At 72.0% G+C, this 26,499-nt stretch carries 27 protein-coding genes; 11 read left to right on the plus strand and 16 right to left on the minus strand.

Annotated elements, in window-relative coordinates:
* Positions 1-21: 21 nt before the first annotated feature.
* From QTQ03_RS06070 to QTQ03_RS06090, 5 genes are all read left to right on the plus strand, one after another.
* Positions 22-456 (plus strand): roadblock/LC7 domain-containing protein, encoded by a 435-nt coding sequence (locus QTQ03_RS06070; protein WP_502889701.1) that lies wholly within the window; start codon positions 22-24, stop codon positions 454-456.
* Positions 453-845, plus strand: coding sequence for a DUF742 domain-containing protein (locus QTQ03_RS06075; protein ID WP_289277116.1), 393 nt, complete (start codon positions 453-455; stop codon positions 843-845). Before QTQ03_RS06070 ends, QTQ03_RS06075 begins: the two co-directional genes overlap by 4 nt.
* Complete coding sequence (locus tag QTQ03_RS06080; protein WP_289277117.1) at positions 826-1,434, plus strand: GTP-binding protein; 609 nt, start codon at positions 826-828, stop codon at positions 1,432-1,434. The genes QTQ03_RS06075 and QTQ03_RS06080 overlap by 20 nt, the downstream gene beginning before the upstream one ends.
* A gap of 586 nt (positions 1,435-2,020) precedes the next feature.
* Positions 2,021-2,941 (plus strand): terpene synthase family protein, encoded by a 921-nt coding sequence (locus QTQ03_RS06085; protein WP_289277118.1) that lies wholly within the window; start codon positions 2,021-2,023, stop codon positions 2,939-2,941.
* A 14-nt stretch (positions 2,942-2,955) separates the two neighbouring features.
* Positions 2,956-4,575, plus strand: a complete 1,620-nt coding sequence (locus tag QTQ03_RS06090; RefSeq protein WP_289277119.1) for a prenyltransferase/squalene oxidase repeat-containing protein — start codon at positions 2,956-2,958, stop codon at positions 4,573-4,575.
* A gap of 90 nt (positions 4,576-4,665) precedes the next feature.
* Here QTQ03_RS06090 and QTQ03_RS06095 read toward each other — a convergent pair whose 3' ends face one another.
* The 9 genes from QTQ03_RS06095 to QTQ03_RS06135 form a co-directional block, all read right to left on the minus strand.
* A complete protein-coding gene (locus QTQ03_RS06095) occupies positions 4,666-6,168 on the minus strand; it encodes an aminopeptidase P family protein (RefSeq protein ID WP_289277120.1) in 1,503 nt (500 codons plus the stop codon).
* A 107-nt stretch (positions 6,169-6,275) separates the two neighbouring features.
* Positions 6,276-6,767 (minus strand): MaoC family dehydratase, encoded by a 492-nt coding sequence (locus tag QTQ03_RS06100; protein WP_289277121.1) that lies wholly within the window; start codon positions 6,765-6,767, stop codon positions 6,276-6,278.
* A 42-nt stretch (positions 6,768-6,809) separates the two neighbouring features.
* Complete coding sequence (locus tag QTQ03_RS06105; RefSeq protein ID WP_289277122.1) at positions 6,810-8,168, minus strand: hypothetical protein; 1,359 nt, start codon at positions 8,166-8,168, stop codon at positions 6,810-6,812.
* Positions 8,165-9,121 (minus strand): ornithine cyclodeaminase family protein, encoded by a 957-nt coding sequence (locus tag QTQ03_RS06110; RefSeq protein WP_289277123.1) that lies wholly within the window; start codon positions 9,119-9,121, stop codon positions 8,165-8,167. The genes QTQ03_RS06105 and QTQ03_RS06110 overlap by 4 nt, the downstream gene beginning before the upstream one ends.
* Positions 9,118-9,978, minus strand: a complete 861-nt coding sequence (locus QTQ03_RS06115; RefSeq protein WP_289277124.1) for an HpcH/HpaI aldolase/citrate lyase family protein — start codon at positions 9,976-9,978, stop codon at positions 9,118-9,120. Before QTQ03_RS06115 ends, QTQ03_RS06110 begins: the two co-directional genes overlap by 4 nt.
* Complete coding sequence (locus QTQ03_RS06120) at positions 9,975-11,228, minus strand: 8-amino-7-oxononanoate synthase family protein (RefSeq protein WP_289277125.1); 1,254 nt, start codon at positions 11,226-11,228, stop codon at positions 9,975-9,977. Before QTQ03_RS06120 ends, QTQ03_RS06115 begins: the two co-directional genes overlap by 4 nt.
* Positions 11,228-12,034 carry a cupin-like domain-containing protein gene (locus tag QTQ03_RS06125; RefSeq protein ID WP_289280703.1) on the minus strand — a complete coding sequence of 269 codons (807 nt, stop codon included), beginning with the start codon at positions 12,032-12,034 and terminating at the stop codon, positions 11,228-11,230. The genes QTQ03_RS06120 and QTQ03_RS06125 overlap by 1 nt, the downstream gene beginning before the upstream one ends.
* Positions 12,035-12,113: 79 nt before the next feature.
* Positions 12,114-13,127 (minus strand): 4-hydroxy-2-oxovalerate aldolase, encoded by a 1,014-nt coding sequence (dmpG, locus tag QTQ03_RS06130; protein WP_289277126.1) that lies wholly within the window; start codon positions 13,125-13,127, stop codon positions 12,114-12,116.
* Positions 13,124-14,053 carry an acetaldehyde dehydrogenase (acetylating) gene (locus QTQ03_RS06135; RefSeq protein ID WP_289277127.1) on the minus strand — a complete coding sequence of 310 codons (930 nt, stop codon included), beginning with the start codon at positions 14,051-14,053 and terminating at the stop codon, positions 13,124-13,126. Before QTQ03_RS06135 ends, dmpG begins: the two co-directional genes overlap by 4 nt.
* Positions 14,054-14,769: 716 nt before the next feature.
* Here QTQ03_RS06135 and QTQ03_RS06140 point away from each other — a divergent pair.
* Together QTQ03_RS06140 and QTQ03_RS06145 are read left to right on the plus strand one after the other, a co-directional pair.
* Positions 14,770-16,068 (plus strand): MFS transporter, encoded by a 1,299-nt coding sequence (locus QTQ03_RS06140; RefSeq protein ID WP_289277128.1) that lies wholly within the window; start codon positions 14,770-14,772, stop codon positions 16,066-16,068.
* Positions 16,065-17,483 (plus strand): hypothetical protein, encoded by a 1,419-nt coding sequence (locus tag QTQ03_RS06145; protein WP_289277129.1) that lies wholly within the window; start codon positions 16,065-16,067, stop codon positions 17,481-17,483. Before QTQ03_RS06140 ends, QTQ03_RS06145 begins: the two co-directional genes overlap by 4 nt.
* On the opposite strand, the gene QTQ03_RS06150 is transcribed toward QTQ03_RS06145, so the two are convergent.
* A complete protein-coding gene (locus tag QTQ03_RS06150) occupies positions 17,462-17,674 on the minus strand; it encodes a hypothetical protein (RefSeq protein ID WP_289277130.1) in 213 nt (70 codons plus the stop codon). The genes QTQ03_RS06145 and QTQ03_RS06150 overlap by 22 nt on opposite strands.
* A 114-nt stretch (positions 17,675-17,788) precedes the next feature.
* Positions 17,789-17,947, minus strand: a complete 159-nt coding sequence (locus QTQ03_RS30235) for a hypothetical protein (protein ID WP_353890569.1) — start codon at positions 17,945-17,947, stop codon at positions 17,789-17,791.
* Between QTQ03_RS30235 and QTQ03_RS06155 the strand changes: the two genes are divergently transcribed.
* Positions 17,924-18,424, plus strand: coding sequence for an MmyB family transcriptional regulator (locus QTQ03_RS06155; RefSeq protein ID WP_353890570.1), 501 nt, complete (start codon positions 17,924-17,926; stop codon positions 18,422-18,424). The genes QTQ03_RS30235 and QTQ03_RS06155 overlap by 24 nt on opposite strands.
* A gap of 304 nt (positions 18,425-18,728) precedes the next feature.
* Here QTQ03_RS06155 and QTQ03_RS06160 read toward each other — a convergent pair whose 3' ends face one another.
* From QTQ03_RS06160 to QTQ03_RS06170, 3 genes are all read right to left on the minus strand, one after another.
* Entirely contained in the window at positions 18,729-19,592 is an 864-nt protein-coding gene (locus QTQ03_RS06160) for an SDR family NAD(P)-dependent oxidoreductase (protein WP_289277131.1), read from the minus strand.
* Positions 19,589-20,932, minus strand: coding sequence for a flavin-containing monooxygenase (locus QTQ03_RS06165; protein ID WP_289277132.1), 1,344 nt, complete (start codon positions 20,930-20,932; stop codon positions 19,589-19,591). Before QTQ03_RS06165 ends, QTQ03_RS06160 begins: the two co-directional genes overlap by 4 nt.
* 74 nt (positions 20,933-21,006) lie before the next feature.
* The gene (locus QTQ03_RS06170) at positions 21,007-21,657 is read right to left on the minus strand and encodes a TetR/AcrR family transcriptional regulator (RefSeq protein ID WP_289277133.1); all 651 of its coding nucleotides are present in this window, start codon (positions 21,655-21,657) and stop codon (positions 21,007-21,009) included.
* A 75-nt stretch (positions 21,658-21,732) separates the two neighbouring features.
* Here QTQ03_RS06170 and QTQ03_RS06175 point away from each other — a divergent pair, with 75 nt between their 5' ends.
* The 3 genes from QTQ03_RS06175 to QTQ03_RS06185 all read left to right on the plus strand — a co-directional run bounded on the left by QTQ03_RS06175 (position 21,733) and on the right by QTQ03_RS06185 (position 24,975).
* The gene (locus tag QTQ03_RS06175; protein ID WP_289277134.1) at positions 21,733-23,082 is read left to right on the plus strand and encodes an MFS transporter; all 1,350 of its coding nucleotides are present in this window, start codon (positions 21,733-21,735) and stop codon (positions 23,080-23,082) included.
* A gap of 119 nt (positions 23,083-23,201) precedes the next feature.
* Positions 23,202-24,320 (plus strand): coiled-coil domain-containing protein, encoded by a 1,119-nt coding sequence (locus tag QTQ03_RS06180; protein ID WP_289277135.1) that lies wholly within the window; start codon positions 23,202-23,204, stop codon positions 24,318-24,320.
* Positions 24,321-24,633: 313 nt separating this feature from the next.
* Positions 24,634-24,975, plus strand: a complete 342-nt coding sequence (locus QTQ03_RS06185; RefSeq protein WP_046564157.1) for an RNA polymerase-binding protein RbpA — start codon at positions 24,634-24,636, stop codon at positions 24,973-24,975.
* A gap of 88 nt (positions 24,976-25,063) precedes the next feature.
* Here the strand turns inward: QTQ03_RS06185 and QTQ03_RS06190 are convergent, their stop codons facing one another.
* Positions 25,064-25,576 (minus strand): FxsA family protein, encoded by a 513-nt coding sequence (locus QTQ03_RS06190; protein WP_289277136.1) that lies wholly within the window; start codon positions 25,574-25,576, stop codon positions 25,064-25,066.
* Positions 25,577-25,678: 102 nt separating this feature from the next.
* A complete protein-coding gene (locus QTQ03_RS06195; RefSeq protein ID WP_289277137.1) occupies positions 25,679-26,467 on the minus strand; it encodes a polyprenol monophosphomannose synthase in 789 nt (262 codons plus the stop codon).
* Between the last annotated feature and the right edge of the window lie 32 nt (positions 26,468-26,499).

Below are 26,499 nucleotides of genomic sequence, written 5' to 3' on the forward strand. Positions count from 1 at the left end.
GCCGGACAGAAAGAGGACAACGTGGTGCACAGAGAAGCCGCGAGCCCTGACCTGGCCTGGTTGCTCAACGATCTGGTCGGGCGCGTCAGGCAGGCGGAGAATGCGGTCGTCCTCTCCGCGGACGGTCTGGTGCTGGCCGCCTCAGAGGGGCTGAGCCGCGACGACGGAGACCATCTGGCGGCCATGGCGGCCGGGATTCAGAGCCTGGCCAGAGGAGGGGCGGAACGATTCCACGGCGGCTCCATCCGCCAGACCATCATCGAGATGGCCGACCGGTTCCTGTTCGTCACCGCGGCTGGTCGTGGCGCATGTCTCGCGGTGCTGGCCTCCGGTGACGCTGACGTGGGTCTCATCGCCTACGAAATGGCCATGCTCGTCACCCGGACAGGCAAGTATCTGGCGTCGCCGGCGCGGAACAGCGATCAGCCGTTCGAGGAGAGTTTGACGCGACGATGACCCTTCCCCCAGACGAATCCGCGCAGGAGCTGTGGGTCGACGACGCAGCCGGCCCGGTCGTTCGACCGTACGCGCTGACGCATGGGCGAACCCGACCTATCAAGGGCAGTCTGCTCGACCTGATCTCGCTCGTGACCACCGTCCGATCGCCGGCCGCGCACGACGTCGGCATAGGACCTGAGCAGCTCCGAGTGGTCAGCATGTGTCGACGTCCACTGTCGGTGGCGGAGGTCGCGGCACACCTCAACCTTCCCGTCGGCACCGTGCGGGTACTCCTCGACGACCTGCTCGACCGGCAACTCGTCCAGGTCCGCGAGCCCCGGCCTACGACAGATCTTCCCGACGACAGCATCTTTGAGGCAGTTATCAATGGACTTCGAGCGCTCTGACGGACCTGCGGGCGGCAACCGGGTACCGACCGCCACCAAGATCCTGATCGCCGGCGGGTTTGGGGTGGGCAAGACCACCATGGTCGGCACGGTCAGCGAGACCAAACCCCTGCGCACGGAGGAAGTGCTCTCCGAAAGGGGTGTCGGGGTCGACGACATCTCCGGCGTGGAGGAGAAGAGCACCACCACGGTGGCGATGGACTTCGGCCGGATCACCATCAGCGAGGATCTGGTGCTCTACCTGTTCGGCACGCCCGGACAGGACCGGTTCTGGTTCGTCTGGGACGAGTTGGCGCTCGGCGCGCTCGGCGCGGTCGTCCTCGCCGACACCCGCCGACTCGCCGACTGCTTCCCGTCCGTCGACTACTTCGAGCGGCAGGGCACCCCGTTCATCGTGGCGGTGAACTGCTTCGACGGTGCCCGGCAGTACAGCCTCGAAGAGGTGCAGATGGCGTTGGACCTCGACCCGGATGTGCCGGTGATGCTGTGCGACGCCCGTAAACGGGAGTCCAGCAAGGAGGTCCTCATCACCCTGCTTCAGCACGTGATGAAGGGACGGAGGCGCGAGCCCGAGTCGGTGGGGCCTTGAGGTTGGAGGAGGGTGACGCCGCCGAACTGATTCCCCGCATCCGCGCCTTCGCGGGATGACCCGATGGATGCTCCATGACGGACCAGCGGCCGTCCTGCCGGCGTTGCGGGTCGCGCGAGCTGCCCACGCCGGCGGCGCGTACCGACCAGCGGATGGGCGACAAACTGACGGGCCACCGGCACGGGTGAAGACCCCTCGCGCGCTCACGACCCGTCGATCCAGTGCCACCTTCGGTAGCTGCCCGAGAGTCTGACGGCTTCGAGCGGAATGTCGCGCCACCTGGCGTGGCGGGGGCATGCATGCGATGATCATCCATGCCCTTGCTTCACCAGACCGGTGGCCGGGCTACCGCCCCAAAGCGTCCGGGTGAACGACGGATCGGTAAGGAGCTCAATGTCTGAGGCGAACGCCGTCGCCGGCCGGGCCGTAGCCAGCGTCTCCTCTTGCACGAGGCCTCCATCATCATGGCTACGCTGCTGAGCCGGTATCGGTTCCGGCTCAGCCGACCTCACGCCACGGCTCGGTGCATCGCCGCGGACCGGCCGAACACGCCCGCTCTGCCATCGTGCGGAAGATCCTCGGTCTCGTGACTCCGACCCCGCACGTACCGCTCGCCGCCGGCGACGCGCTCACCGCAGCGGAGCAGGGACGGGCCTGCGCGTTGGCGGTCAGCCTCGAACGTGACCTACACGAAGTCGTGTCCCACCACCAGGACCTGTTCGTCGGCCGGCCGTTCGACCCTGCGCTCGTCAGCGGCATCGCGATGTCGGTTGCCTTCACCGCGCCCGAGTGCACCTTCGAGCAGCTGCGGCCTACCGCTCGGACTGTGTTGTGGGTGTTCGCGGCGGACTGGCACGTCGACTATCTGGCGCAGACGGAAAGGGACGTCTCGGCTCTCGTCGCTGGCTGCCTCGCGGTCGCGGATGGCAGCCGCCGCGACGACGAGCACCCGCTGGCGCGGCTGCTTGCCGACATTCGGGACGAGTTGGCTGTGGCACCGGGGTTCGCGGCCGTGTATCCGATGTGGCGAGAAGAACTCGGGCGCGTGTTCGCAGCGATGGCGCTGGAGTTGAGGTGGAAGACCACGCACGAGGCGCCACCAGCCTCTCGACGTTCGGCTCCGACGCTCGACGAGTACCTGGCCAACGCCGACAACGTCGCCGGCGTTCTGGTCAGCGTGACGCACTGGGCTCACCTCGCTGACCCGGACAGCCTCGATCACCTCGACGACCTGAGAGCGGCCAGCCGGGCGGTGCAGCGCGCGATCCGGCTGATCAACGACCTGGCGACGTATCGGCGTGACCTCCAGTGGGGAGATCTGAACGCACTCATGTTGGTGAGCGACTCCACCGAGGTGACCACCAGGCTCGCGGCGGTCATCGAGGCCTGCCACGACCTGATTCGGCCCCTGGAAACAACCTGCCCCCGGCAGGCCGCTTTCCTGAGACGGCAGGTTACGTTCACCAGCGGCTTTTATCAGCTGTCAGACTTTTGGGGCAACCTGTGATCAGCGAGGGGACCGTGCCCACCGGCGCCGTGAACGGCGACATCGGGGCCGCCGTTCGTGATCTGATCGCCGGGTTGGAAGCGGAGCCGTGGGGTCAGGTTGCCCCCTCGGTGCACGAGACCGCACGGTTCGTGACACTGGCACCGTGGCTCGACGGGCACGCCGATCGCATCGCGCACCTGCTGCGCGCCCAGCGGACGGACGGAGGGTGGGGCCCGCCGCAGGGGTACGCACTGGTTCCCACCCTGAGCGCCACCGAGGCGCTTCTCGCGACCCTCCGGGCAATAGGGGCAGGGGCACAGCGGGATCATGGGGCGGCGCGCCTGGCCACCGCGGCCGCCCGAGGCATGCAGGCGCTCAGCAACTGGCTCCGCGCAGACCTGCTGGTGCCGGACACACCGGGAGCGGACCTCATCGTGCCGTCCCTGGTGACAGAGATCAATCAGCACCTTGACCGAATCGAGCATGCGGCGGCGCCCTGCCTCGAACCCTGGCAGGGCGTGCGGTTGGGTCTGCCGGCGGGCATGGACGAGGCCCGCCTACTCAAGGTCCGGCAGGCCTTGGCGGCTGGAGCTGAGCTGCCCGGCAAGTTGCTGCATTTCCTGGAGGTCTTGGGCCCTGCTGCCCGGCGCGCCGCGGGTATCCGCCCGGTGGGGCCCGGCGCCGTCGGTGCCTCGCCGGCGGCAACGGCTGCCTGGATCGGCGGCCCCGATTCACTCACCCCCACCGAGCCCGCCCTGGTCCACCTGGCGAACGTCGCTGATGGTGGACCTGTCCCCTGTCCGTTTCCCATCACCGTCTTCGAACAGGCGTGGGTGGTGAGCGGACTGGCACGCGCCGGCATGCGGATCGCGGTGCCCCCGGGCATCGTGGCGAGCCTGGGCGCGGCGATGGGCCCGAAGGGGACCCGCACCGGGCCTGGACTTCCCGCCGACGCGGACACCACGTCGGTGGCGCTGTATGCGCTCGGACAGCTCGGCCGGCCACTGGACCCCGGATGCTTGTGGACGTACGAAACCGCGGACGGGTTCTGCACGTGGCCAGGCGAGGACGGGTTCTCCGTCACCACCAACGCACACGTCCTGGATGCCTTCGGTCAGCACGTGCACGGTAACGCCCACCCCGCGGCTCGGTACGTGGCAGCCATCGAGCGGCTGACGACGACCCTGCGAGAGCACCAGCTGCCCGATGGACAGTGGCACGACCGATGGCACGCCTCGCCGTACTACGCCACCATGTGCTGCGCCCTCGCCCTCGGTGAATTCGGCCGCCGCCCCATCGCGGTCGACGCGGTGGTGAAGGCCGTCGACTGGATCGTGTCCACCCAACGGTCCGACGGGTCGTGGGGGCGTTGGGGCGGCACCGCCGAGGAGACCGCTTATGCGCTGCAGGTGCTCCTGACCGCGTCCCCGGGCACCGCTGGAGTCCACGCGGCGACGAGGCGCGGCTGGGCGTACCTGCGTGACGCGGCGGGCCACAGCCCCCGTCCGCCGCTCTGGTATGGCAAGGAGCTCTACCACCCGACGGCGATCGTCCAGGCCGCGGTGCTCGCCGCACTTCACCTCGCACGACAGCAGCCGGAGCTGACCGCAGCGGCATCACCACAACCACCCCCAACCGTGACAGGCTGGTGAAGGGCGCCGGATCGCACCGGTCTGGCGGGCCGGACGGGGCGAGGCCCACGGCCGGAGCACGCCGGTCGCGGGCCTCGCCCCGACGTCGGGTCAGGCGTTCGCCCACACCCGCGTGATCCACTCCTCCACCTCGTGGGAGGTACGCGGCATCGCCGCGGACAGGTTCTCGCAGCCGTCCTCGGTCACCAGCACGTTGTCCTCGATGCGCACGCCGATGCCGCGGAACTCCTCCGGTGCCAGCAGGTCTTCAGCCTTGAAGTAGAGGCCCGGCTCGACCGTGAGGATCATGCCCGGCTTCAACTCGCCGTCCATGTAGTCCTCGCGCAGCAACAGCTGACAGTCGTGCACGTCCATGCCCAGGTGGTGGGAGGTGCCGTGGACCATCCAGCGACGGTGCCAGCCGCCATGCTCCCGGTCCAGGGTCTGCTCCAGGGTGACTCCCTCGGGCAGCAGCCCCCACTCATGCAGGATCCGGGCGATCACCGCGTTCGCCGCGGCGTGGATGTCACTGAACTTGTTGCCCGGCTTCACCGCGGCCAGTCCGGCCTGCTGCGCCTCGTACACCGCGTCGTAGATCCGGCGCTGCACGTCGCTGAAGCGGCCGGTGACCGGCAGGGTGCGGGTGATGTCGGCGGTGAACAGGGAGTCGATTTCGATCCCGCAGTCGATCAGGATCAGATCGCCCTCGCGGACCTCACCGGTGTTCCTCGTCCAGTGGATGGTGTTGGCGTGGTCACCGGCGGCGCAGATCGACTCGTAGCCGACGCCGTTGCCCTCGTGCCGGGAGTACAGGCCGAAGACACCCTCGACCCAACGCTCACCGCGACCCTTGCGGACCGCCTCGGGTAGCGAGGCGATGATCGCGTCGAAGCCCCGGTGGGTGGCGGCGACCGCTTTGCGCATCTCGGCCACCTCCCACTCGTCCTTGACCAACCGCATCGCGGACAGGTGGGCGGCCAACTCCGCGTCGGCGTCCTCCCGTTCCTGCGCGGACCCGGTCGCGCCCGCCTGGGCGCGGACGGCGTCGACCAGCTCGGCGAGCTGTGGGTCGGCCGCGCGGACCACCCGCATCCGGGCGGCAGCGTCGTCCTTGGCCAGGTCGTCGGCGAGCGATTCGAGGTGGCGCGCGGTGATGCCCAACTCCGACTCCCGGTCGGCGATGGTCGGCCGGGGACCGACCCAGAACTCGCCGTAGCGGGAGTCGGCGTAGAACTCCTCGCTGTCGCGTGGGGCCAGCGGGCGGAAGTAGAGGATGGCCTGGTGGCCGCCGCCCGGCTGCGGATCGAGCACCAGGACGCTGTCCGGGTCGGCGTGCGCGCCGAGGCCGGAGAGGTGGGCGAAGGCGGTGTGCGGGCGGAACGTGTAGTCGGTGTCGTTGCTACGCACCTTCAGGCCGCCGCCGGGGATGACGAGCCGTTCGCCGGGGAACCGTTGCGACACAACGGCGCGGCGGCGGGCGGCGTGGTCTGCCACCTCGGCGCGGGGCGTGGGCTCCCGGTCGGGGGTGGCCCAACCGGAGGCGATGAAGTCACGGAACTCGTTGCTGCTGGGAATGCCGCGGTGGCTGGCCTTCGCCTGCTTCTCGCTCGTCATGCCGTCATACTGCCAGACCCGGCCGCCGTCGCCGCCCGGCGGATTCCCGACGACGGTCGGTGGTCCGGGGGGCCGCGGTACCGTTCGGAACGCCGCGGCCCCCCGGTTCAGCCAGCGTCGCAGCAGCGGACCAGAAAGGACCGCTCGAAGACGATCACCGGCTCGCCGGTCGCCTTCGTGCCCGTCGTCTCCACCGTCACGATGCCGTTTCCGGGCCGCGACTTCGACAGTCGCTTGTGCAGGATCCGGCTCGTCGCGTAGAGGGTGTCACCGACGAAGACCGGCTCCTTGAGGCGCACCTTGTCCCAGCCCAGATTGGCCACCGCCCGGGCGGAGAGCGCCTGCACGGTCATCCCACCGATCAGGCACAGCGTAATACCGCTGTTGACCAGCACCCGACCGTACTCGGCGGCGGTGGCGTAGTGCTGGTCGAAGTGCAGCGGGTGCTGGTTCATGGTCAGCAGGGTCAACCACGTGTTGTCGGCCTCGGAGATGGTACGCCCCGGCCAGTGCCGGATCACCATGCCGGGCTCGAAGTCCTCGTAGTCCCCGCCGTGTTCCTCGACGTACTCGTTGTCGTTGACTCGGCGCAGCGTCATACGTTGGTTCTCCGGAGGTTCGGTGGACGGGATCAGGGGCGGTCAGATCGCCACCATGGCGTTGTCGGCGCTGCTGGTCCACCCCCGGACGCTGACGATGCCGGCGGAGCCGTCGGTGAAGTAGCGGCAGAACAGCCCGGCCGGGCGACCACCGAACAGCAGCGGCCCCAGCACCGGGGCGACGTCGACATCGTGGGGTTCGTCGGCGCCGTCGGCGATCAGCGCCACCCGGCAGGTCCGGGGCGCGACGTACTCCTGCACGACGCTGGACCCGTCGGCCGCGGCGGCCACGGCGGATTCCCACGCCGAGCGACCCACCTCCCGACCGATCACCACCTGCTTGCCACACTCCCCCAGGGCCTCCTTGAGCACCAGTCGCTCGCGGTTGTTCACCACGTACGGCAGCAGGTCGACCTGCTGACCCCCGCACTCGGTCTTGCGGTCGGAGAGCACCCGGGTCCACGGCAGGTAACGGTCGACCAGCTCCCGCTCCGCCGTGGTCATCCAGGGCCGACCCTCCGACAGCAAACCCATGGTCAGCTTGCTGTGCATGAAGGTCGACGTCTGCGTTCCCACCAGCAGACAGCCGTGGTCCAGGGCGTCCTGCACCGGTGCCGTCGCCACGCCTGCGTCGGCCCAGTCCGGGATGGTGAAGTTGCGCAGCCCGACCGGATAGCGCAGGTGCGGCGGGCGGTCCCACGCCTCGTGCAGGTCCTCCGGCTCGAAGAAGCGGGTGGTCAGCCCGTGCGCACGGTGGTGCTCGGCCTCGACCTCGAAGTACCGGCTGGTCGCTCCCTCGACCCGGGCGCTGCCGACGATGGCCACCCGGGGCGCCACCGCCAGCTCCGCGCTGAGCGAGCGGAACATCGTGGCGCGCACGGCGAACGGCTCCGGCGAGTGGAACGGCGCGCGGCCGTCCTCGTCGGCATACAGCGCCCGCCACACGTCGAGGCGGCTCTGCGTCTCGACCACGCCGCCGAGCGCGCCGCTGACGTTGAACTCCAGGAACCGCGGCCCGTCCGGCCCGATGATCAGGTCCGGCCGCACCACGCAGTGCGGGTACCCCTCGTCGAGGAGCAGGTCGCGCATCCAGAGCTGGTCCTCGCTGTCCGGCATGCGGTAGACCGCCAGCCGCTCCCGCGTGCTGGGTGCTGTCTCCAGGGCGGTACGCCGCAGCAGCTCGACCAGAACGCCGGCCACCCGGAAGATCTCCGCGTACGAGGCGCTTGGGATGGTCATCGGCGCGGCGGGCAGCACCGGCTGGTACGGCCAGCCGGTGTCTTGCAGTCCGCTGCGCAGCAGGTGCCGGATGGTGTCCACCGGTGCGGCTGGCGCCAGCCGCCGGTCACCGAACCACGGGTGCCCGGCCGACCCGGCGTCGACCTGCTCAAACCCGCTCATCCGACGTCCCCTCCCCCGTTGTGCAACGCCACGGCCGCGGCGGTGTCCTCGATGGCCATGCCCACGGTCCGCAGCACCGAGCTCCGGCCACCGACCTCGACCTCGCCGCCGACGAGCCGGCCCAGCTCGTGCAGGTCGTCCGGGCCGAGCAGGCCGGCGGCCAGCGCGGCCCGGACCTCCCCCGCGCCGTCCAGCGCGGCGGATTGGTCTTCGACCACGGTCACCGCGTCACCCAGCAGGGCCGGGTCCAGCTCGATCGCGTCCGGGTGGGTACCACCGATCACGTTGACGTGCGCCCCTCGAGCCACCCAGTCCGCCGCCACCACCGGGGTGCTGTCGCCGGTGGAGGTGGCCGTGCAGATGATCGGGGCGTCGGCGACGGCGGCCCGCGCGCTGTCGCAGACCGTCACCCGGATCGCCGTTGTCGCCCGCACCTCGTCGGCGAGTTTCTCCGCGCCGGCGCGGGTCCGCGAGAAGACCCGGACGGTACGGATCGGACGGACCGTCGCCACCGCCCGGATGAGGGCGCGGGCCTGCACGCCCGCGCCGACGACGGCGAGGTCGTCGGCGTCGGCGGCGGTGCAGAAGCGGGTGGCCAGCGCCGCGACCGCCCCGGTACGCACAGCGGTGAGTTCGGCGCCGTCCAGCAGCGCCGTGATGCGCCCGGTTTCCAGGTCGGTGAGCGCGACGATCCCGTGGATCAGCGGCAGGCCCCGCCCGGGGTTGTCCGGGGTCAGTGTGGTGATCTTGACGCTGCCCACCCGGCGCCGCTCCCAGACCGCCGGGCTGACCAGCAGCACCTTCTGCTCGCCGTGCTCCACGACGGTGCGGGCCGGGGACCGGGTCCGGCCGGCGGCCAGGTCCACGAACATCTCGGCGAGCACGTCGACAACCCGGGTCATCCGCCGCGGACCAGCCATGTCCGCTGCGCCGACCGTCACCGGTGCGGTCATCCGACGCCGCCGAACCGGGCCTGCCAGGCGTCCTCGCGGGCCACGGTGGCGCGGGCCATCCGGGCGAACGGCGGGCCCACCATGTTGCCGTCCAGAACGGCGATGCCACCGTTGGCCGCCCCGACGGTCGCCGCGACTCGCCGGGCCAGCCGCAGGTCGTCGGCCTGGGGTCGCAGGGCCTGGTTGATGGCGGCCAGCTCGCCCGGGTGCACCGTCGCCTTACCGTGGAACCCGAGGGCCCGAACCCGTGCTGTCTCCGCGGTGAGCACGGACGGTTCGGAGAGCCGGAAGTTGGCGGTGTCGACGCAGGCCGTGCCGTGGCGCGCGCAGGCCATCGCCATCGCCTGCCGGGCCGCGAGCATCGCCTCCCAGGTGATCTCGACGTTGAGCGTGGCGGCCAGGTCGGCCGAGCCCAGCACCATGCCGTCGGCCTCCCGGGCGATCGCGTCGATGTCGGTGACCGCTTCGACGGTCTCCACCGTCACGTAGATCTCCGGCTGCGCGCCGGCCGAGGCCAACATCCGTCGCAGTAGGGTGACCTCGGCCGCCGAGGTCACCATGGTCATCATGACGATGCCGGGCCGTACCGTGCTGTCGGTGAGCATCAGCAGGTCGTGGACCGCAGCGATGCTGCCCAGTTCGTTGATGCGTACGGCGACGTTCGCCGGCTGCGGCGCCTTCTCCAACGCGTCCCGGCAGACCACCCGCGCGGCCGGCTTCTCGGCCTGCGGGACGGAGTCCTCCAGGTCGATCAGGTGCACGTCCGCATCGTACGACCACGCCTTCACGACCCGGTCCAGAGACAGTGCCGGGGTGTAGAGGATGCTGCGCGGGATCGCGCGCACCACGGCGCTCACCGGGTCGCTGGCTTGTCGAGTGCGGCGGCCGGGCGCGCCCCGGCCCGCACCAGGACCGTGCAGAGCCGCCGGATCTGCTCCTCGGTCTGGCCGGCGCGGAGCATCACCCGCAACCCGGCCGTCCCCCGGGCAACGATCGGGAAGAACACCGGCGAGGTGTAGAAGCCGGCCGCGAAGACCTGCTGGGCGGCCTCGACGACCGTGTCGTCTCTCATCGGCACCAGCCGGATCGGGTACGACTCGCCCGACTGCCTGGTCGCCAGCAGCGAGTCGAACAGCGCGATGTTGGCGCGCAGCCGCCCCTGAAGCTGGTCGAGCTCCGCCGTGCGGTGGATCTCAGCGGAGGCGAGCGCCGCGCCGACCGCGGCGGCGTTCATCTTCTGTGAGTAGCCCAGCGGGCCGGCGAAGCGTTCGACGAGCCGGCGCGTCTCGTGTGGGTAGCCGTCGAGCAGGATGGCCGTGCCGCCCGCGCCGAAGCCCTTGCTCAACGTGGCCACCGAGATGGTCCGCTGGTCCAGCACCGGCGAGTGGGTGCGCACGTAGCCGATGCCCCGCTGTCCGTACGCCGACAGCGAGTGCGAGTCGTCGTAGAAGACCAGCATGTTGTATCTGTCCTGCAACTCGGCCAGTTCCTTGACCGGTGCGTAGCCGCCGAGGCTGTCGGAGCCGTCCACCACGTAGCAGACCCGCTGGTAGGTGCGGCACATGTCCTCGAGGTAGTCGAGGTCGTGGTGCTTGCAGGTGACCACCTCGGACTCGTCGGCGCAGCTCGGCTTGGCGTTGGCCAGCGACACGTGGGCGTTCTTGTCGAACACCATCAGCGGCCGGGTGCCGTTGCCGAGGTGGCCTGAGGCGACCAGCGGTAGCAGGCCGGTGCTGGCCGCCGCGGTGGAGATCGCGCTGATCACCGTCGCCCCGAACAGTTCGCTGAGCGACTCCTCCAGCTCCAGCAGCACCGGCGTCTGCACTCGGGTACGCGGGATGCAGTGGTCCAGTACGTTGAACCGGCGCAGCGCCGTGACCGCCCCGTCGATGACCTTCGGATGTGTGTCCAGGTCCAGGTAGGAGCAGACGGTGAAGTTCACGAACTGGTGGCCGTCGGCCGTGGTGAACACGCCGTCGGAGAGGCCACCGACGATGCCGGCGACCCCGTGTTCCTCGGACATGTTCCAGAAGGTGTTGCCGATGCCGATGAGCTTGTCGTTGTTTCGGTAGCGGTGCGTGGGGGTGATGGTCTTGCGATCACTCATCACGAGTTCACCTCGGTGGGCTTGTAGCTGTAGACACCCTTGACCCGCCGGTAGGCGTACGTGTAAAGCGCGACGCCCAGTACGTGTGGCCTGCGGATAATCTTCTTCGACTTCAGCCAGAAGTTGACATTGATGTTCAGTTCGTCCAGCGACTCGGCCTGGTGCCACCAACCGAGCGGCAGATAGAGCATGTGGCCGGGTTCGAGGACGAAGTCGCGGCGCTGAGCGAGCTTGGGCGCCAGCCTCGGGTAGCGGCCGAGGTCGACGTTGTCGAGGTCGAACACCCGGGACTTGTCGCCGAACCCCCGCAGCACCGACCGGGGGTAGTACTCACGGGATCCGGGCGGGGCGATGATGAACCGCTTGCGGCCCTCCAGCGCGATGTTGAAATTCTCGAACTCGTCGAAATGGTTCTTGGTGAAGACGCCACGGTGGCTGATCCACAGGTTGGCCGCGTACAACGAGCTGCCGTAGCCGAAGAACTCCTCCGCGTCGAAGCCGGTCACGGCGTTGACGTCGGCCGGGCTGTTGCGGATGTTCGACACCACCCGGTGCCAGGTGTCCGACTCGGTCAGGTTGCGCTCGTCGGCGAAGAAGTCCCGCAGCTTGATGTCCCGGGTCTCCCAGCGCCCCGGGTGGTTCTTGTCGCCCGGCTCGGTGAACAGGGTGACGGTCATGTCGGCCAACCGGGCCGCCACGCCCTCGCGCCCGAGCCCCCGCACGCTGTCCGGCAACGAGATCACCACCGGCACGTCGGCCTTGAACAGGCCACCGGGGCCGAGTGCCTGGAACTCCTCGAACGTCATCCGGGCGACCGGTACGCCCGACTCCTGCGAAACTGCCATGTCCTCTGTCCTCACTGCTGGCGGGCGCCCACGCGCTCGGTCACCGGGTGGTCCGGCGGGCACTCAGCTCCGCCACCACGTCCACGATCAGGTCCTCCTGGCCGGCGATCGCCTGCCGCCGGCCAAGTTCGAAGAAGACGTCGCGCGGGTCGACGCCGGCGGGTGCGCAGAGCTCGACCACCCGGTGCTTGAAGCCGGAGAACACCCCGGCCAGCCCGCTGACGATACTCATCGAGGCGGTCACCGGCGGCGCGGGCATCAGCTCACGCTCGGCCAGATCAGCCGCGTCGAGCAGCGCGTACAGATCGATGCCGGTGGTGAACCCGCTGCGTTCCAGCACCGGCACCAGCACTTCGAGCTGGGTGTTACCCGCTCCCGCTCCGAAACCGCGGGCGCAGCCGTCGATGATCCGGGCGCCCGCGTCGGCGGCGGCCACCGAGTTGGCGACGGCCATGCCGAGGTTGTTGTGCCCGTGGAAGATCACCGGGACGGCGTCGACCGCCTTGACCATCGCGGTGATCCGTGCCGTGACGTCCGAGGGCAGGAAGTGGCCCGCCGAGTCCATGATCCCCACCGCCTGCGCGCCGTACCCGACGGCGCGGGCGACGTGTTCGGCCAGCTCGTCGGGGGTGGCCATGTGGCTCATCATCAGCACGCACTGAGCCTCGGCGCCGGCCTCCCGCAGGAAGCCCAGATGCCGTTCGGCCAGCGAAGTCTCGGTGGCGTGCACCCCGATGCGCACGACGTCGGCGCCGTGCCCGATCGCCCGCCGCAAATCGGTGGAGGTGCCCCAACCGGGCAGCATGAACACGCCGAGCCGGCTGTGCCGCAGCGCCTCGCGTACCGTCGCCAGCATCTCGTCGTCACTCACCGCGGCCTGCCCGACCTGCATCGACGAGGCGCCGAGCCCGTTGCCGTGGCCGACCTCGACCACCGGGATCCGGGCCGCGTCAGCGGCCTCCGCGTACCGGCGCAGAGCGGTCACCCCGAGCTGGTGCCGGACCGCGTGCTGGCCGTCGCGCAGGGTCGGATCGTGGACCAGGACCTGCGTCACCGCGTCACCTCCGCCCGGCGGTCGCGGCCCAGCCGCGCCGCGTGCTGTTCGGCGACCAGCACGGCCGCCGCGTTGATCATGTCGAGATTCCCCGCGTACGACGGAAGTACGTCGCTGTGCGCCATGACCTGCACGGATACGCTCACCCGGTCACCGACCACGGCGCAGGCGGTGACCGCGTACCCGGGAGCGAAGGAACGCACCCGCTGCACCACCGGCTCGACGGCCGCGCGCACCGACGCGACGTCGACGCCGGGGATCCGGGCGTGCACGGCCGTGCGGAAGGTAGCCGGCGGCACCGCCGGGCTGATGTTCAGGATCGCCTTGACATCGGTCACCCCGGAGAACGCGCGGACGGCCTGCCCGGTGGCCGCCACGTACTCGTCGAGGTTGAGCCTGGTCGCGCGGCCGGCGGACGCGCTCGCCACGGTGGAGACGACCTCCAGGTACGACACCGGAAAGCGCTCCGCGAGCGCGTGCACGATCGGCACGGAAGCCTGGCCACCACAGCTGATCAGGTTGACGTTGCGTCCGGTCACCGCCTCGAGCCCGGTGAGGGTGGGCACCACCATCCGCCCGACCTTGCTGGGGGTCAGGTCGACCACGAGCGTGCCCAGCGGCTCGAGCAGCCGCCAGTGCTCCCGGTGGGACACGGCGTTGGTGGCGTCGAACACCACATCGAACGGACGCTCGGCGGCCAGGACGGCGTCGATTCCGTCAGCCGTGGTGGGGTAACCGAGGCCCTCGGCGTAGCGTAGCCCCGCCGATTCCGGGCTGCGCCCGGCCACCAACCGGCACTCCAGGGCAGGCGAACGATCGACCTTGCTGACCAGATCCTGGCCGATCGCCCCGGTGCCGATGACGGCGACGGTCGCGGTCGCCGGGACGTCCAGCCCGGTGCCGGGCACTTCCGCGACCAGACTCACCGCCGGCCTCCGTGGGATCGGCGGCCACGGCTCAGGTGGCTGTCAGCATCCGGATCGTCGGTTCTCATGGGGGTCGTCCTCACCGTTCGTTCGTTGCGTGGTCGCTGTGCCCTGCTCGTCGCTGTGCCCTGCTCACCGAGCGGCGAGCAGGGCACAGCCGGGGCTGCCCGCGGAATACCAACGGGGACAGACGGCCTCGGAATGTTCGCCTTCGCCCTCGCGCCGAGCCATCGGACGGTGGAGTGCCGGGTCGACAGTCGGGTGCCCGGCAGCCGGGCTCATCCCTGCCGTGCCGTGGGGCAGCCTCACCGCGAACATCGAACCGCGCATGGGACGTGGGACCTCGATGCCGTACCCGGTGGCACCCGCGACGACATGCCTTGCCCGAAGGCCGGAACCGCCGTTGTCGCGGGTCGACTGGCGACACCGCGAGTGTCAGGCGACGGTGCTTGATGGACCGACCCGAAGCGACGCACCCACGCACCATACAGACCGCTGTGGACTTGTGGTGAACGGCCTTGTCCACCATGGCCGGCCTGACACCCCCCCGAACTCCCTCGGCACCCGCGGAACGGCATCGACTATCCTCGGCAGTCCCGTGCGTCGTGGTCGCATGGGACACCCACACGGTTGCGGGCCGACGCTCGCTGACGGCCGGGACGCACACCGGACGAAGGGGACCCGATGGAACACCGGTCGCACCGCCACAGCGCGCCGTGAGCGCGGTGACGGCCGCCGCGAAGGCGAGTGGGGCCCGACCTCGGCTGAGCCCCGACTTCTTTCGGCTGTGGTGGGCCGACGGCATCTCCGCCATCGGAGACGGCGTCACCATCGCCGCCGCGCCGCTGCTGGCCACCCGGTTGACCGACGACCCCCGCCTGATCGGCGCGGCGTCGGTCGCGTTCACCGCGCCGTTCGTGCTCTTCGGAATCCCCGCCGGCCTCCTCGTCGACCGCCTCGACCTCCGCCGCACGATGATGTGGGTAAACCTGGCCAGGGCCGGGCTGCTCGCGGTGCTCGCCGCCGGGATCCTCGGCGGGTGGGCCGGCCTGCCGCTGCTGTACCTCTGTATGTTCCTCCTCGGCACCGGCGACGTCTTCTGCCGCAACGCCGCGCAGGTGCTCGTCCCCCGGATCACCCCGAAGGGGGACCTGGCGGTCGCCAACGCCAGGATCATGGCCGCCCAGGAGGCCGGTGCCGGCTTCGTCGGACCGTTGATCGGCGCGTTGCTGTTCGGCGTGGCGGTCGCCCTGCCGTTCGGTCTGGACGCGGTCACCTTCCTCTGCTCGGCGATGCTGCTCAGCCGCATCCGCTACCGCGGGCCGGCCACGGCGCCAACCGCCACCGCCGGGGTGCTGTCGGAGATGCTCGCCGGCGCGAGGTGGCTGTGGCGGCACTCCCTGCTACGCAGTCTCGCCCTGCTCTCCTGCCTGATCAACCTCGCCGGCAGTGCGATGCTCGCCGTGCTCGTCGTGCACAGCACGGAGGTGCTGCACCTGAGCCCGTTCGGCTACGGCGTCATGCTGGCGTGTCAGGCTGTGGGAGCCGTGCTCGCCTCCCGGTTCGCCCCCGTGCTGACCGACCGGTTCGGCCGGGAAGGCGCCCTGGTCGCCACCGCCGTCCTGATCGCCACCAGCGAGTTGGTGCTGGCCACTGCGCCGTCCCCGTACGCGGCCGGCGTCGCCCTCGCGCTCTTCTCCTGCGGCACGGTGACCTGGAACGTGGTGGTGGTGGTGCTGCGGCAGACGCTGGTCCCCACACACCTGCTCGGCCGGGCCAACAGCGTGTACCGGCTCATCGCCTGGGGTGGCCTGCCGATCGGCGCGGCGACCGGCGGCGTCCTTGCCGCCGCAGCCGGCACGCCCGCCGTGTTCGGCGCGGGAGCGGCGGCCATGGGGGTCATCGCGGTGGCGCTGCTGCTGGGGGCCCGCCGCCACTGGATCCGCCGGATCGAGCCGGATGCGCGGCCCGCCACCGGGCACGACGTCGAGGACCGAGCGAAGGACGAACGATGACGACCATCCCCCCGCACCCGCCACACCGGTCGTCGTTGGGTCGCGCGTACGTTGATCAGCTGGCCCAGCAGGCACCCCCGGGCGATCCCACCGCCGGCGTCCTGGAGAAGGCCGGTCTGGCTCCGTTCCGCGACCGGTTCCTGGCCGGCCCCGCGTTCCTCGCCGAACCCGAGCGGGACACCGTCGCCCGGGACCTGCGGATCGTCTACGACCTCCTGCGGTCCCTGCCGGATCGGCTGCACGACGGCGACCTCACCACGCTCGCCGGCGCGGTCGGCATGGACGCCCGGCAGTGTGCACTGATCACCCGCAGTGCCCGCACCGGCTCGCTGCTCCCGCTCGGCCGCGGCGACCTCTACCACGACGGTACGGGCTTCAAGCTGCTCGAATTCAACATCACCAGCGCGCTGGGCGGCTTCTGGAACGCCGACCTCAACCGCGCGATGCTGGCGCACCCGCCGCTACGTTCGTTCGTGCGGGAACACGCGCTGGACTACCACGACACCCTGGCCAGCATCGTGCGCACCATCCGTGCCGAGTGCGCCGAGGTGATCCCCACCGACCGGCCACCGGTCGTCGCCGTGGTGGACACGGAGGAGAACTTCGCGGCCGTGGGCGACCGCTTCGTGGTGTTCGCCGCGATGCTGGCCGACCACGGTGTCGAGGGCGTCGCCTGCCACCTCGGCGAGTTCACGTACCCGAACGGACAGCCCACCGTCGACGGCCGAGCCGTCGACGTCGTCGTACGCTACTTCCTGGTCGAGGACCTGTCCGACGCCACGTCGGCGGCCCTGCTGGAACCGCTGCTGACCGCCGTCGAGCAGGGGCGGGTCGGGCTGTTCAGCCGGCTCGACGCCGAGCTGTACGGTAACAAGGGCACATTGGCGATGCTCTCCGACGACCGGCACCGCGACCGCTTCGACGCCGCCGAACTGGCCTGCATCGACCGGGTCCTGCCGTGGACCCGGTACGTACGCCCACTCGCCACCGCACCCGACGGCAGCCGCACCGACCTGCTCGGCTACGCCCACGCCCACCAGCACGAGCTGGTTCTGAAGCCGACCCTGCTACACGGCGGCCACGGCGTCGTTCCCGGCTGGACGGTGGACCCGGCCGAGTGGGACAAACATGTCAGCTCGGCCATGGACGGCCCGTACGTGCTGCAACAGCGGGTCCGCCCGACCGCCGACCCGTTCCCCGACGGCACCGGCGGCGTGCAGGACCTCGTTGTCAACTGGGGTGTCTTCCTCGACAAGGACGGCTACGCGGGCGCGTTCGTCCGCGCCAGCACCGACCCGGAGGTGGGGGTGGTCAGCTTCGGCGCCGGCGCCAGGACCGGTTGCGTCTTCCACGGCGGCTGGGCGCAAGGCTCCGCCGCTGGGCGGGCCGCGCCTCAGCGTACGAGGCGGCGCTGAAGCTGCTGGCAGGGCAGGGCAGGGCAGGGCAGGGCAGCCGCGGCGCCGACTCCGGATGACTCCATCAGGACAACCGCCCCATCCAGCTCGTCGCTCGCGTGCGGGGCGAAGGAACCGATGAGCCCGAGAAACCAGGCCAGGGGGTTGTCGAACACCCGGGTCGAGCGCAGGCCAACGACGAGCGTGGCCACTGCGAACACGGTGATCGGTAGGGCGGCCTGACCGACGACGGGGCGAGGGAGGCGATCGGAAGCTGCGCGGCTACGGCAAGCGCCAGACCGGACCAGAGACAGACGCAGGGCTCCCTACACCGTGGCAGGGGCAGCGGTCACCGTGAGCAGGTCGGCGAGCTTCTGGCCCACCTGGTCCATCAGCCCGGCGTACCTGCTGTCGTACTCCGCCACTACGTCCTTGTCGGTCGGGCGACCGGAGTGGGCGAAGTGGTTGGTGCCGCTGGTGAACACGCCGGGGACCACGATGGCCGCGCTCGTCGGCCGGTCCCCGGTGACGCGAGGCCGCGAGGCCGCGAGGCGAGCTTCGTCTACCGCTGGTTCACCGACCCCGGCGCCCGCACCGTCCACCCGGCCGACGACCATCCCCACCACTCCCGGGTCTTCGTCGCCGACCTCCAGGCCGTCGCGGCCCGGCGTGGCCGCGACACCGAGGTGAAACAGTTGGTGGATGACCTGCGGCGTCGCAGTCACGAGTTCGCCACTCTCTGGGACACCCACGACGTCGCCCTCCGGCGGACCGACCACATGCGCATCGCCCACCCCGCAGTGGGCGTCATCGAGCTGGACTGCCACAGCCTGTTCAGCGAGGACGGCTGCCAGCGCCTGCTGTGGTTCACCGCCCCGCCCGGCACCGAGGGCGCCGGTCAGCGGGAACTGCTCTCCGTCATCGGCGCACAGGACATGGCCGCCGCGAACGGGTCCGGGTGACTGCGGGGCCTGACCAGGTCTCGCGGCCCATCGGCGGGCACCCACCCGTCGCATCCTGCTCGACCGTCCCGATTCACGGCGGGTCTCTGCACCGCAGCGGCCCGTCCGCCGGCGTACCGGCGGACGGGCCGCTGGAGGCGTTGGGCGCGCCTCCCGGATCTCGTTGAGCCACGAGAGGCGATATCGCCAACCCGCCGCCAGTCGCCAGCCGGGTCCGCCGCGGGCCGGCGATGATCCGGGAGTCGCGCCCTGATCCTGGTGGCGGCGCCCGGCCGGCCGGGCGCCGCCACCAGGCAGCCGACGGTCAGCCTGAGGCGTCGCGGTGGCGGCGGACCAGGCCGGCGGCCAGGGGCGCGCCGTCCAGGTCCCCGGCGGCGATCCGCCCCGCGACGGTACGCCGGACCAGCCGCTCAGCGAGGGCCGGTGCGTGCCGTGCGAGGGCCAACTCGACCCGTCCCCTGGTGGTGGTGGCCACGTCGCGGGGGGGCCGCCGGGTGGTGGCCGCCCGCAGGATCGCCGCCACCACCCCGTGCACCGGCTCCAGCCGGGACACCCCGGCCAGGGACAAGCCGGCGGCCGCGGTGCTGTCGTGGATCGGCGAGGCGACCATGCTCGGGTAGACGACGCTCACGCCGACGTGCGTGCCGACTTCGAGGCGCAGTGATTCGGCGTACGCGACGAGCGCTCGCTTGCTGACCCCGTACGCGGCCGCGAGGGGCAGCGGCAGCAACGCCATCCGGCTGGCCACGAACACGACCCGGCCGCGGGCGGCCTCCAGGGTGGGCAGAGCGGCCGCGGTGGTCCGCCACGCGGCCAGCAGGTTGACCTCCAACTGCTGGCGGACCACCGCGTCGGGAGCCAGCTCGGCCGGGGCCGGTCCGCCGACGCCCGCGTTGTTGATCAGCAGGTCGAGCCCGCCGAGTCGGTCGACCGCCGCGGCGACAGCGGCGGGAACCGCCCCCGGGTCGGTCAGGTCGCAGGCGAGGACGGGCACGTCCACCCCGTCGAGGGGGCGCAGGTCCAGCCCGACGACCCGGGCGCCGGCGCCGGTCAGCGCCGCGCAGAGGTGGCCACCGAACGTGCCGCGGGCCCCGGTGACGAGTACCCGTCGCCCGGTGAGGTCACGGGCGCGCCGGCCGATCCGGGCGCCGTTTCCGGTCGCCGTCATCGGGCCACCGTCGGATGCAGCGGCCGGACCCGGCCGGCCCGTCGGGCCGCCCGCCGGGTCCCCTCGACGAGTTCCCGGCGCAACTGTGCCAGGTACGCGTCGAAGTCGACCCGCATGGCGGGACGGCGCTCGCCCCACCGGTCGCGGGCGGCGCGCAGCTCGGTGGCGATGTGTGCCCGCTGGACCGCGGGCGACGGCAGCGCGTACGTGCCGGCGAACTGGGCGGCGACCAGCTTGGCCTGCGCCTCGACCAGCGGGAACGCGGCACCGGTGGACTGCATCAGGCCGACGAACGCCAGCCCGGACGCGTCCAGGTGGAAGACGTGCCGGTACAGCGGCAGAGTCTGCGCGCCGTCGCCCAGCAGCGCCGGGTCGAGGAAGGGAACGTCGATCTGGTAGCCGGTGCACCACACGATCAGGTCCACCTGGTCGGCGTGGCCGTCGTCGAAGGTCACCAGGTCGCCGTCGAATCCGGTGATGCCGGGACGCGGCTCGATCTCGCCGTGGGTCAGCCGCGACAGCAGCCCGTCCGAGAGGGTCGGATGGTCCTGCAGGAACCCGTGCGCCGGTGCGGGCAGCCCGTAACGTGCCGGCGGCCCGACGGCGGCGGTGAGCATGGCCTGGGTGAGGCGCTGGCGCAGCCGCCAGGGCAGCCGCCGGGCCAGTGCCCCGTTGAGGGTGTCCGAGGGGCGGCCGAACAGGTGTTTCGGCACCACCCACACACCTCGACGCAGCGACAGCAGGGTGCGTGCGGCGGCGTGCGAGGCGTCGACGGCGATGTCCATGGCCGAGTTGCCGCCGCCGACCACCAGGACCCGCCGGTTGGCGAGCTGTTCCGGGCCGCGGTAGGCGTGACTGTGCAACTGCCGCGCGGTGCAGGTGCCGGGGTAGGCGGGCAACGGTTTCGGCACGCGGTTGTGTCCGTTGGCGACGACGACCGCGTCGACGGTGACGTGCGTGGGTCCGTCGGGGCCGTCGGCGTGCACCGTCCACCGACCGTCTGGCGCGGGGGCCACCCGGTCGACGGTGTGCCCCAGTCGCACGCGTTCGTGCAGTCCGAACCGGTCGGCGTAGCTGGCGAGCCAGCCGGCGATGCTGGCGTGGTCGGGGTAGTCGGGCCAGTGCGCTGGCATGGGATGGTCGGCGAACTCGGTACGGGTGCGGCTGGTGTTCAGGTGCAGGGTGCGGTACGCGGGCGAGCCGGCCGCCTCGTACACCCACAGGCCGCCGACCTGGTCGCCGGACTCGAAGGCCACGGCGGGCAGATCGGCGTCGGCGAGCGCTTTGAGCGTAGCCAGTCCGGCCGCGCCCGCGCCGACGACCGCCACGGTGGGCTGCATGGACGACTCCTCCCCTAGGTCGACACTCAATTAATCCAACACGCGTTGGATAATGCCGGCACGTTTGCAGATCGTCAAGGGCTGGGCGGACCGTAGAGGGCGTCGAGGAACCGGTGCACGAACACGCGGAACTCACGCCGCTCGCGCGCCCCCGACCCGACCCCGGCGGCGAGGGCGGTCACGTGCCCGTGCACCGCCCACACGAGGCTGCGCACGGCCACCTGCGGCGTCGGTTCGACCAGCGCCCCGACCCCGGCCGCCGCGGCCAGCAGATCGACGACCAGCGCGTACAGCGGCGCCGCGTAGCGGGCGTCGAGGTCGGCGTGCCGCTGCGGCTCGAGCCAGCGCCGCAGCCACAGCGCGGTGGTCTCCGGACGATCCTCGAGAAAGTCGACGAACACGTCGACCAGGTCGTGCAGGGCCACCAGCGCCTTCTCCGGGCCGGCCGCCAGGGCCTGGCGTGCCCGCTGCGCCGCCTCCCGCAGCACCTGCTGCTCGGCGGTGAACACCCGGGCGAAGCAGGCGTCATAGAGCTGGGCCTTCGTGCCCGCGTGGTGGGCGACCGTGGCCACGTCCACGCCGGCGGCGGCGGCGACCTCCCGCAGCCCGACGGCGTCGAAGCCCCGCTGTGCGAACAGGTCGGTCGCCGCGGCGAGCACCCGCTCGCGGGTCGGCGGCGTGTCGGTGCGGCGGGGCCGACCCGGTCGGCGACGGGGCGTGGTCATGCCCGCCATTGTGCCCCTACAATCCAGCAACCGTTGGATTGAGGTGGGCCGACGAGCCCGGACGGGAGACCTGCGATGACCGCTGCTGCCCGGCAGCACACCGACGACGCCGTCGCGCTGCCCCGTGGACCCCTGGTCGGCTTCGCCGCCGGCTCGGTCGGCATGGGTATCTGGGTCACCGTGCCCGGCCTGCTGCTGTTGTACTTCCTCACCGACGTGCTGGCCGTCGCTCCGTGGCTGGCCGGGTTGGCGCTGCTGCTGCCCAAGGTCGCCGACGTGCTGCTGCATCCGTGGATCGGGCACCGCTGCGACATCGAGCAGGCCCGCCGGGGTGACCGCCGCCGGCTGCTGCTGCTCGGCTGTGCCCTGCCGGTGGCCTTCGCCGCCCTGTTCGCCGCGCCCGCCGGCCTGACCGGCGGGCCGGCCGCCACCTGGGTGGCGGTCGCGTTCGTCGCCGGCAACCTGCTGTTCGCCACCTACCAGGTCCCCTACCTGGCCACCCCGGCCGACCTACGGATCGGATACCACGAGCGGACCCGGCTGATGGCGTTCCGGATGGTGGTGCTCACCCTGGGCATCCTGGTCTCCGGGCTGCTGGCCCCGCTGTTGGCCGGCGGGGACGAGGCCACCCGGGCCGGCTACCAGCGGATGGGGGTGCTGCTGGCCGCCGGGATGCTGGTGACCATGTTGGTCGGGGTCGTCGGCATCGCGCGGCTGCGCCGGGTCGCCGTCGCCGGAGTCACCAGGCACACCGGCGGCTGGCGGGCGCTGGTGTCGGCGCTTCGGGACCGGCAGTTCCGGGCCCTGGTGGGCGCCTACCTGGCCATGTCCACCACCACCCACCTCGTGCTGGCCGGGGTGCCTTACTACGCCGAGTACGTACTGGGCCGCCCCAACCTGACGGTGGTGCTGGTGGCGGCGTTCGTCGCGCCGGCGCTGCTGGTGACTCCGGCCTGGCTGGCGATGGCCCGTCTGACCGGCAAGCAGCGCGCGTTGCTGACCGCCCAGGGTGCCTTCGCCAGCGGCTCGCTGGTGCTGGCGGTCGGCGCGCCGGCCGGTCTGCCGGTGCTGGTCACGGCGGTGGCGGTGCTCGGGGTGGCGTTCGCCGGCATGCAGCTGCTGCCGTTCTCGATGGTGCCGGACGTGATCCGTTCGGCCGGTGGTCAGGCCGGCGCGGGCACCTACACCGGGGTGTGGACCGCCACCGAGGCCACCGGCGCCGCTCTGGGGCCGTGGGCGTACGCGTTGTGCCTGGCCGCCGGCGGGTTCGTCGCCTCCACCGCCGGGGCGGCCGTGACCCAGCCGGCCGCCGCGCTGGACGCGATCCGGTGGGGCTTCGGGCTGCTGCCGGCCGCCCTGATGCTGGTGGCGGTGCTGCTGCAACGCCGCTACACACTCGACCGTGCGGCCCGCGCCGCGACGTGAGGCCGTCCCAGCCGCCACGGTGCACCGGGACGCGACCGGCCCGGTGGTGTCGCCGGCGAGGTCGACGTGCCGGCGCGACCGGCGACCGGGCCGACCGGCGGCACTAGACTTCCCGTTCGATGGACGAGCAGGCCGCCCCCACCGACATCCGTCCCTGCGCCCACTGTGGACGGGAGGTGCCGCAACGCGCAGGCGCGGGGCGGCCGTTCCGCTACTGCCGGGACAACGACGGCGCCTGCCAGCGCGCCGCCCGGAACAGCCGGATGCGGCACCGCCACGCGCCGGGACTGCCCGGGCAGGTGGCCCGCACCTGGGAAGCGGTGGACCGGCTCGACCAGGTCGTGGCGACCCTCACCGAGGCACTGCACGCCGAGCTGTCCCCGGTCGGGGTGGAACGTCAGCTCGCCCAGTCCCGCGCCGACGCGGCGACGCAGGTCGCGGCGGCGCAGACCGAGCGGGACGAGGCCCGCCGCGACGCCGAGGACGCCGCCGCGTCAGCCGCCCGCGCCCGCGAGGCGGCGCGGGCCGCCGGCGCCGAGCGGGACGCAGCCCGCGCCGACGCAGCCCGCGCCACCGAAGCGAGCACGGCCGCGGTCGAGCGCGCCGACCGGGCCGAACACGCCCGGGACGGTGCGCGCCAGGAGGCCGGGGCGGCGCAGGCGCTGCGGGCCCAGGCGGAACGGGACCGCGACACCGCCCGCGACGAGCTGCGGGCCCTGCGCGCCGACCTGGAGACTGAGCGCCGCCGCGCCGGCGACCTCGCTCGGGACCGCGACGCCGCCCGTGCCGACGCCGGGCGGGCGGCCCAGGCGGCGGCTGAGGCGACCGACGCCGCGCAACGCCACCGGACCGACGCCGAGCGGGCCCGCGCAGACGCCGAGCGGGCCCGCGCCGAGGTGCAGCGGGCCCGGGCCGAGGCCACGGAGGCGGCGCAGGCCCGCGAGCGGGCGGTGGCCGACCGGGACCGGGCCGGCACGGAGCACCGGCAGGCCGCCGCGGAGGCCGAGCGGACCCGGGTGGAACTGGTCACGCTCGCCGAGGCGCTGCGCGCCGAGCTGGCCACCGCCCGCGCGGCCGGGGCCGCCGCCGAGGCCCGGCTCGGTGAGCTGGCGCAGCGGCTGCGCGTGGCCGAGGGTGACCGGGATGCCGCCCACCGCCGTGTCGCCCAGCTCGCCGATCAGGTGGGTCAGCTGGCCGCCGCGGTCGCCCACCGCGAGCCGAGCACCCCCACCGGTTGACCGCCACCGCCCGCACCGACGCGTCGCCGGTTCACCCGGCCCTCAGAAGCTGCGCCCGGCGGGTGGTCGGGAAACCGACCGGCGCGGCCCCGGCCGTGCCGGGCCTCCACCGTCGCTGGGCGACTAACATCTCCGCTGCCGGCACACTCCACCTTTCGGCCCGGTCGGGGACGACCCCGCCGGGTCACTGCCATGGCCGGCTACCCTGGATCGGGCCCTCCGGCGCGGCAGCGCTTCCAGGACGGGAATGGCCCGGCGGACACCGCCTGTTACACCGAGAAGACCAGCACCACGGACGAGGGGAAAGACGATCATGGGCGAGCGCATGCTGCGCGGAAGCCGCCTCGGGGCGGTCAGCTACGAGTCCGACCGCAACACGGAGCTCGCGCCGCGTCAGACCCGCGAGTACCTGTGCGCCAAGGGCCACCAGTTCGAGGTGCCGTTCGCCGTCGATGCCGAGGTCCCCACCACGTGGGAGTGCAAGTTCGACGGCAGTGTCGCCCGGCTGGTCGACGGCAGCGAGCCGGAGCAGAAGAAGGCCAAGCCGCCGCGCACCCACTGGGACATGCTGCTGGAGCGGCGGTCGATCGCGGAACTGGAGGACATCCTCGCCGAGCGGTTGCAGGAGGTCCGTACCCGCCGCGGCCGCGCCTGACACACACCGCGCGCCCCCGGGAGTCCTTCTTCCCGGGGGCGCGCGGTGTGTGGGTGGGCACGAGGGTCACGCGACTCGAGCGCGGCGGTCAGCCCTGACGGGGCTCCACGATCTCGCCCTCGATGGCCCGCCCGCCGTCGACGACGGGCGGCTCGGCCGGCGGCTGGTACGGCGCGCCCCGGCGCACCCGCACCCGACGCGGGCCGAACAGGTCACCGGCGACCATCGACGACACCCGCCGCTCGGTGGCACGTCGCACTCCGGAGCGGGCCAGCCGCCGCACCGGCGGCGGCAGCAGCAGCAGCCCCAGCGCGCCACTGAGCAGACCCGGGATGGCCAGCAGTAACGCCCCCGCCAGACCTACCAGCCCGTCGGTGACCTGCGGCCCCGGCGGCTGCCCCGCCTGTGCGGCGGCACGGAAGCCCCGCCAGGCGCGCGTCCCCTCCCGGCGCAGCAGCACCATCCCCAACAGCGACGCCGCGAACACCGCCAGCACCGCCGCGCCGAACCCGACGGCCCGCCCCACGGCGACGAACACCGCCAGTTCCGCTATGACCGCCAGCAGCAGGGCCAACGGTACGAACCTCAGTCCTCGGCGCATCTCACCTCACCCGCCCGGTCGTGACGCCCAGATGTCGGTTCCGCCGGCTGCCGGGCGGCCCCCGCGGCGTCGTCCCGCCCGTCCAGCATGACACGCCCGCGCTCAGGGCCACCGCGACTGGCCGGTGGAGGTGCCGTGCAGGCCGCGCCGCACCGCGCGTCGCCGGTCCGCCACCGCCCATCCGGTGATCCGCCACAGCGCCTCCGCCACGATCAGCGGGCTCATCTTGCTGCTGCCCCGCTCCCGCTCGGCGAACGTGATCGGCACCTCCACGATCCGCACACCGGCCTGGTGGGCGAGACGGGACAGTTCCACCTGGAACGAATACCCCTGTGAGCACACCGACTCCAGATCGATCGCGGCCAGCGCACTGAGCCGGTACACGCGGTAGCCGCCGGTGGCGTCGGAGACCGGCATCCCGAGGGCCAACCGCGCGTACAGGTTGCCGCACCGGGACAGCAGCAGCCGCCGCAGCGGCCAGTTGAGCACCCGCGCCCCGCGGGTCCACCGGGACCCGATCACCACGTCGGCGTCACGGGCGGCGGACAGCAGCGCCGGGAGGTCCTCCGGGGCGTGCGAACCGTCGGCGTCCATTTCCACCACGGCGTCGTAGCCGCGATCCCGGGCCCACCCGAACCCCGCCAGGTACGCTGCGCCGAGCCCCTGTTTGCCTTCCCGATGAAGTACGTGTACCCGCGGATCAGTGCCGGCTAGGGCGTCAGCGAGCGCCCCGGTGCCGTCCGGGCTGTTGTCGTCGGCGACGAGGACGTCCACCGCCGGCGCCGCCTGGTGCACACGGTCCACGATCTGCGTCAGGTTGTCGGCCTCGTTGTAGGTCGGGATCACCACGAGCACCCGCCCCACCTCGGGGTGACCGGTCTCGTCGCCCACCGTCGCATCCCCTTCCACCGGCGTGCCGGCCG

The sequence above is a fragment of the Micromonospora sp. WMMA1363 genome, assembly GCF_030345795.1.
In the GTDB taxonomy this organism is placed as follows: domain Bacteria; phylum Actinomycetota; class Actinomycetes; order Mycobacteriales; family Micromonosporaceae; genus Micromonospora.

Coding starts and splice junctions, on each gene's coding strand:
- QTQ03_RS06170 (WP_289277133.1), bottom strand. CDS start 21,657: ATGACCACGCCCCGTCGCCGACCGGGTCGGCCCCGCCGCACCGACACG.
- QTQ03_RS06080 (WP_289277117.1), top strand. CDS start 826: ATGGACTTCGAGCGCTCTGACGGACCTGCGGGCGGCAACCGGGTACCG.
- QTQ03_RS06110 (WP_289277123.1), bottom strand. CDS start 9,121: ATGACCGCACCGGTGACGGTCGGCGCAGCGGACATGGCTGGTCCGCGG.
- QTQ03_RS06105 (WP_289277122.1), bottom strand. CDS start 8,168: ATGAGCGGGTTTGAGCAGGTCGACGCCGGGTCGGCCGGGCACCCGTGG.
- QTQ03_RS06190 (WP_289277136.1), bottom strand. CDS start 25,576: ATGCGCCGAGGACTGAGGTTCGTACCGTTGGCCCTGCTGCTGGCGGTC.
- QTQ03_RS06165 (WP_289277132.1), bottom strand. CDS start 20,932: ATGCAGCCCACCGTGGCGGTCGTCGGCGCGGGCGCGGCCGGACTGGCT.
- QTQ03_RS06145 (WP_289277129.1), top strand. CDS start 16,065: ATGACGACCATCCCCCCGCACCCGCCACACCGGTCGTCGTTGGGTCGC.
- QTQ03_RS06185 (WP_046564157.1), top strand. CDS start 24,634: ATGGGCGAGCGCATGCTGCGCGGAAGCCGCCTCGGGGCGGTCAGCTAC.
- QTQ03_RS06120 (WP_289277125.1), bottom strand. CDS start 11,228: ATGAGTGATCGCAAGACCATCACCCCCACGCACCGCTACCGAAACAAC.
- QTQ03_RS06125 (WP_289280703.1), bottom strand. CDS start 12,034: ATGACGTTCGAGGAGTTCCAGGCACTCGGCCCCGGTGGCCTGTTCAAG.
- QTQ03_RS06075 (WP_289277116.1), top strand. CDS start 453: ATGACCCTTCCCCCAGACGAATCCGCGCAGGAGCTGTGGGTCGACGAC.
- QTQ03_RS06175 (WP_289277134.1), top strand. CDS start 21,733: ATGACCGCTGCTGCCCGGCAGCACACCGACGACGCCGTCGCGCTGCCC.
- QTQ03_RS06180 (WP_289277135.1), top strand. CDS start 23,202: ATGGACGAGCAGGCCGCCCCCACCGACATCCGTCCCTGCGCCCACTGT.
- QTQ03_RS06100 (WP_289277121.1), bottom strand. CDS start 6,767: ATGACGCTGCGCCGAGTCAACGACAACGAGTACGTCGAGGAACACGGC.
- QTQ03_RS06095 (WP_289277120.1), bottom strand. CDS start 6,168: ATGACGAGCGAGAAGCAGGCGAAGGCCAGCCACCGCGGCATTCCCAGC.
- QTQ03_RS06160 (WP_289277131.1), bottom strand. CDS start 19,592: ATGACGGCGACCGGAAACGGCGCCCGGATCGGCCGGCGCGCCCGTGAC.